Source organism: Riemerella anatipestifer (assembly GCF_009932355.1).
In the GTDB taxonomy this organism is placed as follows: domain Bacteria; phylum Bacteroidota; class Bacteroidia; order Flavobacteriales; family Weeksellaceae; genus Riemerella; species Riemerella anatipestifer_E.
The window spans coordinates 1-12,227 of record NZ_LEKU01000013.1; the positions used below are offsets into that span (position 1 = coordinate 1).

The 12,227-nt window shown below is 39.0% G+C and carries 8 protein-coding genes and 1 rRNA gene; 5 read left to right on the plus strand and 4 right to left on the minus strand.

What is annotated here, in order from left to right:
- Positions 1-406: 406 nt before the first annotated feature.
- The 3 genes from GXW81_RS05185 to GXW81_RS05195 are packed head-to-tail and all read right to left on the minus strand — an operon-like array spanning position 407 to position 2,911.
- Positions 407-1,126: a DNA-binding domain-containing protein gene (locus GXW81_RS05185; protein WP_161531478.1), complete on the minus strand. Its 720-nt coding sequence runs from the start codon at positions 1,124-1,126 to the stop codon at positions 407-409.
- A gap of 37 nt (positions 1,127-1,163) precedes the next feature.
- Positions 1,164-2,231, minus strand: coding sequence for a hypothetical protein (locus GXW81_RS10505; protein ID WP_260393550.1), 1,068 nt, complete (start codon positions 2,229-2,231; stop codon positions 1,164-1,166).
- Between the two features lie 17 nt (positions 2,232-2,248).
- The gene (locus GXW81_RS05195) at positions 2,249-2,911 is read right to left on the minus strand and encodes a hypothetical protein (protein ID WP_161531479.1); all 663 of its coding nucleotides are present in this window, start codon (positions 2,909-2,911) and stop codon (positions 2,249-2,251) included.
- Positions 2,912-3,593: 682 nt separating this feature from the next.
- Here GXW81_RS05195 and GXW81_RS05200 point away from each other — a divergent pair.
- From GXW81_RS05200 to GXW81_RS05220, 5 genes are all read left to right on the plus strand, one after another.
- Positions 3,594-4,757: a homogentisate 1,2-dioxygenase gene (locus tag GXW81_RS05200; RefSeq protein ID WP_161531480.1), complete on the plus strand. Its 1,164-nt coding sequence runs from the start codon at positions 3,594-3,596 to the stop codon at positions 4,755-4,757.
- Between the two features lie 26 nt (positions 4,758-4,783).
- Positions 4,784-6,064: an acetyl-CoA hydrolase/transferase family protein gene (locus tag GXW81_RS05205; RefSeq protein ID WP_064971140.1), complete on the plus strand. Its 1,281-nt coding sequence runs from the start codon at positions 4,784-4,786 to the stop codon at positions 6,062-6,064.
- A 163-nt stretch (positions 6,065-6,227) separates the two neighbouring features.
- Complete coding sequence (gene asnS / locus GXW81_RS05210; RefSeq protein WP_107046373.1) at positions 6,228-7,676, plus strand: asparagine--tRNA ligase; 1,449 nt, start codon at positions 6,228-6,230, stop codon at positions 7,674-7,676.
- A gap of 2 nt (positions 7,677-7,678) precedes the next feature.
- Complete coding sequence (rpoN, locus tag GXW81_RS05215) at positions 7,679-9,148, plus strand: RNA polymerase factor sigma-54 (RefSeq protein ID WP_161531481.1); 1,470 nt, start codon at positions 7,679-7,681, stop codon at positions 9,146-9,148.
- Positions 9,149-9,395: 247 nt separating this feature from the next.
- Positions 9,396-11,513 (plus strand): TonB-dependent receptor, encoded by a 2,118-nt coding sequence (locus GXW81_RS05220; RefSeq protein WP_161531482.1) that lies wholly within the window; start codon positions 9,396-9,398, stop codon positions 11,511-11,513.
- Between the two features lie 485 nt (positions 11,514-11,998).
- Here the strand turns inward: GXW81_RS05220 and rrf are convergent.
- Positions 11,999-12,106 (minus strand): 5S ribosomal RNA (rrf, locus tag GXW81_RS05225).
- Positions 12,107-12,227: the final 121 nt, after the last annotated feature.

Here is a 12,227-nt window from a genome sequence, read left to right on the forward strand (position 1 = left end):
CTCGCCTAGTTGGGACTGCTCTCATTTTAGCTCACGAGCTTTGTTGTATTTTCAGCGGAGTTCGTGAATGCGTAACATTTGAAGGGTATTCACAACTACCTTGTTCCTTATAAACATTCTCGCCTAGTTGGGACTGCTCTCATTCTGAAGAGTATTCACAACACCTAAGGGCATAAAAAAAATCCCTGCAGAGCAGGGATTTTTGCTATATTATTTATTCTATTACAGAAAATTCCTCACTTCCTTAATACAGACGAAGTCGCTTCCCTCGTACGAGGGAAGGCTCTTCGCCTTACCGAGAGAAGAGGCTTCGCCTTAGGCAGTGAAGGAGCTTCCTCTTATAAAGCAACCGCCCTTCCTTATTACTAAGGAAGGGCGGTCGTTATTTAGAAGTGCCAAAAACACACTACACAATAGTAATAGGCGTGCTTAGTGTTTCGGTGCGGGGTTCTTTCAGTAAGGTAGTACCTTTACTGCTTTGCGTGGTAATGCTGAGTTCATAGTTCCCTGCTTCTAAATCTGAAGGTACAAGAATAAGCACCCTTGATGGCTCGTTGATTACGATACTATCTTTAGCCAACTTAACCTCATTTTGGTTGTCTAGGTTTTTAAAGACGATACCGTTTTTAGGGTTGTCGCCGTCTATTTTAATGTAAGTACCTTTGATTTCCGCGTTTTTGCCTTTGGTAAGTGTGCCGTCTGCTTTGCCAGTAGCTTTGTCGGTGATGCTGAATACGCTCATTGGGCTGGATTGTTCGCCTAGGATTTCCACTTTGGTATCATTAGCGGCTTTTCTTAGGTCGGTGCCTTGGTTCACATTTACATAAACGGAGTGCTTTTCTTTATCCCAAGTTTTGTCGTAAAACACGCCCTTAATCGCAGGACGCATATACACCAGTCCTGTATTTACGCTATACCCATTGAGTACCAACTCCGAGGCTTTGCGGTTAAAACGAGTGATAATATCTACCGCCGTTTCGGTTTGTATCTCCATACCCTCTTTTTTAAGGGCTTCTACAATTTCTGTAATACCGAGGCTACCACCTAGAAGGGGAACGGCTACAAAATCATTAGGGTCATCTTTGGTGAGTAGGTTGGGACGCAACCATGCTTTTAGTGTATTCATAAGTGTAAAATTTTAATGTTAGATATTTATATGATAATTATTGCACAAAATATAAACGAAAGTTTCGTTCGCCTGTATAAACCCTTCTTGTATATAGTGTTCTTTGTTTTATATAATAGTTTATCCCAGATTTTAAGTAAACGAATATATTAGAGCCCACGTTAGTTGATATACTATTGACATTTACAAGACTCCTACTTTCATAATAAATATTACCTACATCTAACCCCAAGTTATTATCGGAAATTTGTATCCACGCTGTTGCAGAACCATTATCTACATTTCCTTCATTATTGGGATCGTTATTTTGCACATAAAACCATCTAGAAACCACAGTATACCAACCAGTCTTAGGGACAGTATAGGGACCATAGCTTATATCGTATGTAGGGTCAAGTTCGTAAGGCACTCCATTAGCATTCCACCAAGCATCAGGAGTAGCATAGTTAGGGGCTTTTAGAGCAGTGCTTGTCCAAGTAGCCTTACCTTCGGCATCACTTGTTAAAACTTTTCCTGCACCTTGGGTACCGTCTGCTATTCTTACCCCTCCAGCTACATCTAGCTTAGTGGTTGGGGCATCAGTACCAACCCCTATATTCCCTGCTCCCTTAAATACTAGGTTATTAGCTCCTAGAGTTACCGTTCTATTACCTGCTAGAGTACCATCTGCGGTGTAGAGATTAGTAGATACCCCTCCGTCACTACTCAATCTTACCCATTCCCCATTGGCAACACTGCCTGTAGGAAAGGTTTGGTTAGGGTTTTTAAAATAGTAAAACCCTGGGCTTACACTTACTTGCTTTCCTCCCTTGCTAGTATCGGATACTGTAAGACCTGTCCCCGAGTTATATACCACCATACCATCAAAGTAGTTTCTAAATTTCCCTGGATTGATAGAAGTGGTTTTGAATACCCAAGTAGTTAGGTTAGTAGTAGGAAAGTATAATCCTTTACCTAAGCTATTAGAAAGTAAAGTGGTATAACTTGATGCATCTAAGAAAGGATTTTCTTGTGATATCGAAGCATTTGGAACAGATTGTAAATTAACTTGAGCGGAAGTAAAAACAACTCCCCATAACCCTATTAAAGTAAATATTTTTTTCATGACTTTATGATTTAGTATTAGTAGCTTCCTCCTATAACATACCAGTTAGTCCCATCAGACATTAGTATATGCCCCTTACCTGCATCTATAGTAGAATTATTTGCTGGAGAGTTTGTTCCTGAGTAATTTAAACCTGTTCCCGCTTGATTATTCACCGCTATAATTTTATTGGTGTAGCCCGAAGGATTAGGAAGGTTAATAGTAGCCGTTGTAGTTTGCACCAAACAAAATGTACCAGGCACAGCCCATTCTGTAGAGTTGGCTTGGTCTACCACTCTAATTCCTCCTGTAATAGATTGTAGTGTCGTTCCTCCTGTAGTACTACTGGCTCCTGCTCCCAACTTTACCCAAACGCCTCCTTTAAAGAAGTAAAAACCCGTAGCATCTACATTAGCCGTGGTTCCCGAAGCAGTACCGTCTGCCACAGAGCTAATGTAAAGCAAAGTAGATTCTGCTACACCCGACCCCATGTTGGCAGCCCTCAAACGACTGACCCTAGGAATTAGCACCCCTTCTACAGTGGAAGCTGTGCTTAGGCTGTTAGCGGTATTCGGTTTTATTTCCAAAGTGGCTTGGGGCTGAGATTCATTGATGCCTACTTTACCATCATACTGCCCATAAGCCATTAAACCTAGACCTAAAAAGGCACATACACTTAGTTTGGTTGTTTTTGTTTTCATAACATTTAATTTTAGAATTGTTGATATTTAATTGTTTAAGATTATAGAGGTTAGATATTGGATATTAGAGGTTGGAGGTTCGGTTTAAGGGTTGATGAGGCTGTACTAAGTTCTAACCTCTGAAATCTCACCTCTAACCTAAAAAAACGCCTCCCCCCTCTCAACACACACAAAACGAGGAGGAAGGCTAAAACAGAAAGAGCAGAACGCTCCCCCTGAACACTAAAAGCACCCAACAAGAACGACCATGTTATGAGACAAAACAATGGTGCTTTTAGTAAGTATTGATGAAAGCTAAATTTAGAATGGTATAAACACGAAATGCCCCCAACGAAAGTTGGCGGAACGGTATTTTGGTTTAACGATAAAAGTCTAAAGAATTTGCTAAATAGTCGGACGCATACCCACGAAACTACCTGTGTGTGTGTGTGTGTGTGTGTGTGTTTACACAATTATTTGGAACTACCAAATAATTGGGATACTTTTTTACACTTGTTTGTATGTTACTGATATTGCGTGTCATAAAACTAAGGCAAACTTATAACCTTTTGCAGAAGTGTGCAAGTTTTTACAAAAGTTTTTGGTCTTAGCTTAAGTATTATCTTCTGATTTTACCACCTAAAAACACATTTGGTTTCACTAATTTTGCGTATTTTTGGAGTAAATTCTGAAAATAGTAGAAATGAGATACATCAAGCTAGGAGACATTCCACAAAAAAGACACACCGTTTTTAAATCTAAGGAAGGGCAGTTCTATTACGAACAGCTTTTTGGTACAGAAGGGTTTCATGGGATTGCTTCTTTATTATACCATATCCACAGACCCACTCAAATTAAATCTATAGGAGCTCCTAAAGATGTATCGCCCAAAATAGCGGTAGAGAAAAACATTGCCCCTAGAATGTTTAAGGGTATGAATGTAACTCCCGAAAAAGATTTCCTAGACAGTAGAAAGGTATTACTCCTTAATAACGACCTTAAAATGGGACTTGCCAAGCCCCAGCAGTCTATGGACTATTTCTACAAAAATGCAGAGTGCGATGAGCTGTTGTTTGTGCATCAAGGTAAAGGGGTTCTTAAAACCTTTGTGGGGAATTTAGATTTTTCCGTAGGCGACTATCTTATTATCCCTAGAGGGACGATTTACCAAATCTCTTTTGAAACAGAAGACACGGTACTCTTCTTTTTAGAAAGCCACTCTCCTATCTATACGCCTAAACGCTACCGCAATGAGTTTGGGCAGTTGCTAGAGCATTCGCCGTTCTGCGAGAGAGACATCATAGCCCCTACTTTTGTACCACCTATAGATGAGAAGGGAGACTTCCTTATTAAAGTAAAGAAGGAAAATCACATCACCGATTTTATCTATGCCACACACCCATTTGATGTGGTAGGTTGGGACGGCTATTTTTATCCGTATAAGTTCAACATCAAAAACTTTGAACCTATCACAGGGCGTATCCACCAACCGCCACCAGTACATCAGAACTTTGAAGGGCATAACTTTGTGGTTTGCTCTTTTGTGGCAAGGCTTTACGACTACCACCCAGACGCCATACCTGCTCCTTACAACCACTCTAACATCGATAGCGATGAGGTACTCTTCTACACCGAAGGCGACTTTATGAGTAGAAACCATATTGATTTAATGGATTTCACCCTACACCCAGGTGGTATTGTACATGGGCCTCACCCTGGAGCTATGGAGCGAAGCATCGGTAAAAAATCCACCGAAGAGTACGCTGTAATGGTGGACCCATTCCGTCCGCTTAAGATTACAGAGGAAGCCATTAAAGTAGAAGACACCAGCTACAAAACCAGTTGGCTAGAAGATGAAAATAACTAAAGTTTAAACTAAAAATATAATATACAATGCATCATTATGTATCAGCCGAAGAGGCTATATCTATCGTTAAAAGTGGCGACCGTGTATTTTTGCATGGTAGTGCCTGCACCCCCAATGTTCTTATAGATGAAATGGCAAGACAAGCCGATAGGCTTAGAAATGTAGAGGTGGTTTCCATCACCCAACAAGGGAATATGGAGATTGCAAAACCACAGTACAAAGACAGCTTCTACATTAAGTCTTTATTCGTATCTACGCCAGTAAGAGAAGCGGTAAATTGCGGGAGAGGAGATTTCGTTCCTGTGTTCTTGAGTGAAATTCCGTTGTTGTTCAAAAATAAGGTGCTTCCGCTAGATGTGGCTATCGTTACGGTATCGCCTCCTGATGTGCACGGCTACTGTACTTTAGGAACTTCTATAGATGTGGCTAGAAGTGCTGTAGATAGTGCCAAGAGCATTATTGCAGTGGTAAACCCTAAAATGCCAAGAACCCACGGAGATGGTATGATACATGTACAAAGGATAGACAAAATGATTTGGCACGAAGAGGAGCTTTTAACCATAGACTATGGCTCTAAAGTAACCGATGTAGAACGCCAAATAGGAAAGAATGTTGCCGAACTTATAGACGACAGATCTACCCTACAAATGGGGATAGGTACTATACCAGATGCGGTATTACAGTGCCTTACCAACCATAAAGATTTAGGGATACATACAGAAATGTTGAGTGATGGGGTAATAGATTTAATTAAGAATGATGTCATCAATAACAAATACAAAGGAGCTCACGAAAACCGCACCATTACAAGTTTCTGTTTCGGTACTAAAAGATTGTATGACTTCATCAATGACAACCCGTCTATTGCGTTCCTAGATGTATTAAAGGTGAACCACCCTATCGAAATTATGAAGAACCAAAAAATGACGGCGATTAACTCTGCCATAGAGGTAGATTTAACAGGACAAGTTTGTGCCGACTCCATCGGGACTTACCAATTCAGCGGTATTGGTGGACAGATGGACTTTATGAGAGGAGCTGCTCTAAGTGAGGGTGGTAAACCTATCATTGCCATTTCTTCTCGTACTAAAAAAGGGGTTCCGAGAATTGTTCCTCTACTAAAACCAGGGGCTGGTGTGGTAACTACAAGAGGGCATATCCACTATGTGATTACAGAATATGGTACGGCGTACCTTTACGGAAAGAGCCTTAGAGAAAGAGCTAAAGCGCTTATAGAAATTGCTCACCCTGATGATAGAGAGATGCTAGATAAAGCAGCATTTGAAAGATTCAAAGTAGAGTTGTAATAAACTCCGTTAAAAACGACACCAAAGCCTTCCCCACAAGACAAGGGAAGGCTTTTTGTTATGAAAGCATTACCCTAATTTTCTAAATGGAGATTTGTAAATTCTAAACTCTCCTAGAATGAAACCTTTTTTTTATCTTTGCACCTAAACAGCATATTATACAATGGAAAAACAGACTATAAAAGATATTTTATCAAACTATAAAACGATTCTTCATCACGACATCACCATAGAAGGTTGGGTAAGAGCATTCCGTTCAAACAGGTTTATTGCACTTAACGACGGTTCTACACTTAACAACCTCCAAATCGTAGTAGATTTTGAGAAGTTTGATGATGAAATTATCAAAAATATCCACACCGCTTCATCGCTTAAAGTAACAGGCGAAGTGGTGGAAAGCCAAGGGGCTGGGCAGTCGGTAGAGATTATTGCTAAAAAAATAGAATTGCTAGGAGAAAACCTATCCGAAGAGTTACAATCTACCATACTTCAGCCTAAAAGACACACTCTAGAAAAGCTAAGAGAACAGGCACACCTTCGTTTCAGAACTAATCTGTTTGGTGCGGTGTTCCGTGTGAGAAGTGCCGTGAGTTTTGCCATTCACCAGTTCTTTAACCAAAACCAGTTTTTCTACATCAATACGCCTATCATTACGGGGGCTGATGCCGAAGGTGCTGGAGAAATGTTTGGAGTGAGCAACTTTGACCTTAACAATATCCCTAAAAACGAAGACGGAGAGGTAGATTATACACAAGATTTCTTTGGTAAGAAAACGAACCTCACGGTATCTGGACAGCTAGAAGCCGAAACCGCAGCAATGGGGCTTGGTAGAGTCTATACTTTTGGACCTACATTCCGTGCAGAAAACTCTAACACCACAAGACACTTAGCCGAATTCTGGATGGTAGAGCCTGAAGTGGCTTTCAATAATTTAGAAGACAATATAGATTTAGCAGAATCTTTCTTAAAATATGTTATCCAGTATGTACTAGACCATTGCAAAGATGATTTAGAACTGCTAGACAAACGCTTTGCTGAAGAGCAAAAACAAAAACCTGAAAAGGATAGAGCGAAAGAAGGTCTAATAGAAAAATTAGAAAATGTAGTGAAAAAACGCTTTAAGCGTGTAAGCTATACAGAAGCGATAGAAATACTACTCAATTCTAAAGAAAATAAGAAAGGGAAGTTCCAGTTCCCTGTGGAAAAATGGGGAGCAGACCTCCAGTCGGAGCACGAGCGTTATCTCGTAGAGAAACATTTTGAATGTCCTGTGGTCTTATTTGATTATCCTAAAGAAATCAAAGCCTTTTATATGCGTCTTAACGAAGACCAAAAAACAGTGGCGGCAATGGACGTGCTTTTCCCTGGTATTGGAGAAATCATTGGGGGTTCACAGAGAGAAGAGCGTCTAGAAGTTCTAAAGCAAAAAATGGCGGATATGAATGTAGATGAACACGAATTATGGTGGTACCTAGATACTAGAAAATTCGGTTCTGTACCTCACGCTGGGTTTGGTTTAGGACTAGAAAGATTGGTGCTATTTGTAACTGGAATGACGAACATTCGTGATGTAATCCCATTCCCTAGAACACCTAAAAACGCTGAATTTTAATCATGCTAAAGCAAAATTTACAACTCAAACTAGGGCAGAAACTCGCGCCTCAACAAATACAGCTGATGAAACTGATACAGCTGCACACTCTTGATTTTGAAGAAGAGTTAGAAAGAGAGCTAGAGGAAAACCCTGCCTTGGAAAAGGTAGAAGAAGAAGCCGATTATGGTGAGGAATTCTCAGAGTTAGACAAACTAAACGATGAGGATTCTGATAGCATAGAAACAGATTTTGATGTAAATGAATACTTGTTTGACGATGAACCGTCTTACAAAACAGCGTCTAGCAACTACTCTCCTGATGATGAAGAGTTTGACCAACAAAGTGTACTCACCGAAGGACAAACCATCTATGACTATCTGATAGAACAAATCAGGCTAAGACATATCTCTGGAGAAGAGTTGGCAATCGCCGAATATCTTATTGGGAACTTAGATAATGATGGATATATTCGTAGAGAGCTTAAAGCTATTGTAGATGATTTAGCCTTCTCTCAAGGAATCTACACCACGGAAGAAAGAGTGGAAGAAATTCTCCTTAACAGAGTACAAAAACTTGATCCTCCAGGGGTAGGTGCTAGAGATTTACAGGAATGTTTGCTATTACAAATCCGTTCTAAACTGCAAACCGCACCTAACAAAAACACAGAACTCGCAGAGGAAATTCTTAAAACTCAATTTGAAGCACTCACTAATAAGCATTACAAAAAAATAATGCAAAGGCTAGACTGTTCAGAGGAAGAATTAAAAGAAGCCTTAGACGAAATAAGTAATCTTTCACCTCGTTTGGGTGGTAACTTTGATACGCAAACTATTACCATCAACCAAGAGATTATCCCTGATTTTACCATTCAGGTTAAAGATAATAAGGTAACGCCTCTACTCAATAGCAAAAATGCACCACAACTAAGGGTTTCTAATGAGTATCGCAATATTCTAGATACTTACTCCCACGATAAAGAGTCTAAAGACCATAAACAAGCGGCTCTATTCATCAAACAAAAATTAGATGCAGCTAAGTGGTACATAGATGCCATCAACCAAAGGCAAAATACTTTAATGCAAACCATTTCTGCTATTGTAAAACTACAACACGAGTATTTCTTAACGGGTGATGACAAATCCTTAAAGCCAATGATTTTAAAAGATGTTGCAGACATTACAGGATTTGACATTTCTACCATTTCTAGAGTAGTCAAGAGTAAATATGCAGATACGCCAAACGGTATTGTATTACTTAAAGATTTGTTCTCTGACAGCTTAACCAACGAAGATGGCGAGGAAGTTTCTACCAAGGAAATTAAAACTTTCTTACAAGAAGTGGTAGATAACGAGAACAAAAGAAAACCTTATACTGATGATGCCTTGGTTAAAATTCTTAAAGACAAAGGCTACAACATTGCTAGAAGAACCATAGCCAAATACAGAGACCAGCTAAATATCCCTGTTGCAAGGTTAAGGAAAGAATTATAAACCACATACAATCATCCTCTTAGCATACCACTAAGAGGATTTTTATTATGTATCTAATAGTTTATATTTTTTTGCTTATATTCGCAACCGAAAATAAAGGGGTGCTGTAATAGGCTGAGATTATACCCAATGAACCTAGAACAGGTAATGCTGTTTAGGGAAATTTCTCCCACTATTTGGGAGTACTGTATAATTATATAACCCCTTTTATTCCAACTAAATTTTAAACTAAAAAATTTAATTAAGAATGAAAGGATTTGTTTTTTATGGACTTTTCGCAAGTTCCATAGTTGGGGCACAGCAAACCCCAAAAGACTCCACAAAGACCACAGAAGTGGCAGAAGTAACTTTTACCAAAAGGCTTCCTATTTCCAAAGACATCATCAATGTAGAAAAAGAATTAGGTGCTAAAAACTTGGGACAAGATTTACCTATTTTATTAAAGAATCAAATGTCCGTAGTTTCCACCTCCGATGCAGGTAATGGTGTAGGCTATACAGGTTTTAGAATTAGAGGTACGGCAGGCACTTCTGTAAATGTGATGATGAACGGCGTCCCATACAACGATTCTGAATCTCAAGGAACTTTTTTCGTTAATGTTCCAGACCTTACCAGCTCTGCCTCACAAATTGTGATACAAAGAGGTGTAGGTACTTCTTCTAACGGTGCGGCGGCATTTGGAGCTAGTGTTAATATCATTTCAAGAGAGCCAGAAGAGCATTTTTATCTTCGTTCAGACAACAGCTATGGTTCATTTAACACCTACAAATATTCAGCAGAAATAGGCTCTGGCAAATTTTGGAATAACAGGCTTTCCGTTATGGGGAGATATACCACGATACATTCGGACGGTTACATAGACCGAGCATTTTCAGACTTAAGTTCTTATAATTTCACAGCTCTTTTTGAAGAAGGAAAAACTAGATTAAGGCTTAAGATGTTTGGTGGAAAAGAACAAACTTATCATGCATGGAATGGCATCAATGCGAAGACGATGCAAGAAAACCGAAAGTATAATCCCTCTGGAGCCATATATAATAAAGATTGGAGTCAAATAATAGGATACTATGATAATGAAACCGACAACTACCAACAAAACCACTACCAATTACTTTGGCAACAGAAACTTAATTCTAATTGGAATTTAGAAACCACACTCCACTACACTAAAGGAGCAGGCTATTACGAAAATTATAGACAAGACAATAAATTCTCTAGGTATAACCTTCCTAACATTTCCATCAACGGCAATGAAATCAGCCGAACCGATTTCATCAGAAAAAAATGGCTAGATAACGATTTTTATGGTATTGTATCTAATCTTTACGGTTCATTAGATAACCTAGACTTAAACTTCGGGTTGGTAGGAAATCAATACTACGGTTGGCACTTTGGTAATGTTACAGGCATACAATTTACCAATATACACGAACACGAATATTACCGCAATCGTTCCTTGAAAAACGAAGTTTCAGGATTTGCTAAAGCCATTTTAAAACTCAATCAGTGGGAGATATTTGGAGATTTACAACTAAGAAATATTGAGTATGATACCAAAATCCTCACAGGGGAAGAAGAAGGATTAAACTTTAATAAAAACTGGTTGTTCTTCAATCCAAAAGCAGGAATCAACTATCGTATTCCGAAAGGAAAAGTATTTCTTTCCTATGCCGTTGCCAATAGAGAGCCTAACAGAGCGGCACTTGTAAATAATCCTCAAACCGTATCAGAACGCCTCAATGACTGGGAATTTGGTATTGAGAAGCAATGGGGTAGTTTTTCCCTCACCACCAATGCCTACTATATGCTTTATAAAAACCAGTTGGTACTTTCGGGGCTCATCAATGATGTAGGTGCATTTATTCCACAGAATGTAAAAGATAGCTATCGTTTAGGTTTAGAAATAGGCACTTCCACTCGAATTACAGAACAGCTCCACTTAACCGCTAATGCAACTATAAGTAGAAATAAAATTAAAGAACTAGACTCACAAAACGAAAAAGGAGAAAAAGTAGTTTTAAAAGACACAGATATTTCATTCTCTCCAAATATTATAGGAAATATCGGTTTGAATTACCAACTTAGTCCACAGTTTTTAGTAGGACTTACTCAACAATATATAGGGAAACAATACCTAGATAATACACAAAACATAAATTATAGTTTATCTGATTATTACCTAGCTGATGTAAATGTAAAATATAACTTAAAACTCAACAGAACCAATATAGATTTTAGCTTACTTGTAAATAACTTATTTAATAGGAAATACGCTAACAATGGTTATGTTTGGGCACCAGATGCCTACTTCTTCCCACAAGCGGGTACTAATTTTATGTTCGGAATGAACATTAAATTTCAGTAAGATTACATAATCCGCTAACAATTACAACTCGCTCCATTATTCTGTGGAGTGAGTTTTTTTATATGGTTTTTTGGCGTGTCCCTTTCCAATTCTAAAGCCTCTTCTAGGGTCGGTCTACGGACAGTCGCTATCTTACAAAGCCCACACCTATCCCTTACACCTTTATAAGATGAGCTCCAACAATGCCCTTCGCCCTCACGCAACGGCATTCATAATACAAATTTCAATCACTTAGTTCCAACTCTTTTAAACTTTCAGAAAACACTGCGAGAAGTAATCCTATCTCTCGCACCGTTTTAATCAAAACGGTGCAAGGCGTTTTATAATCCTACGCCGATGTGTTGCTTTACCCTACAACACTCCGTTGTCTTAGGCTACACCGATGTGGCGTCTTATAAGACAACACGCCTCCTTCCTGAACACCCACAAACACCCCCAACAAAAAAAGCCTCTAGCAATACTGCTAGAGGCTTTTCAAAAATAAAAACTGGCGGCGACCTACTCTCCCACTTTCGTAGTACCATCGGTGCTGGTGGGCTTAACTTCTGTGTTCGGAATGGGAACAGGTGAGCCCCACCGCTAAAACCACCCTAAAGGTCTTTATAAAGAGATTAGATGTCCGATATTAGAACTTAGAGTTTAAAAACAGTTTGTTGTAACCATTTTTACTATACTAATGTCTAACATCTTTAATCTAATGTCTATTTTATCGGT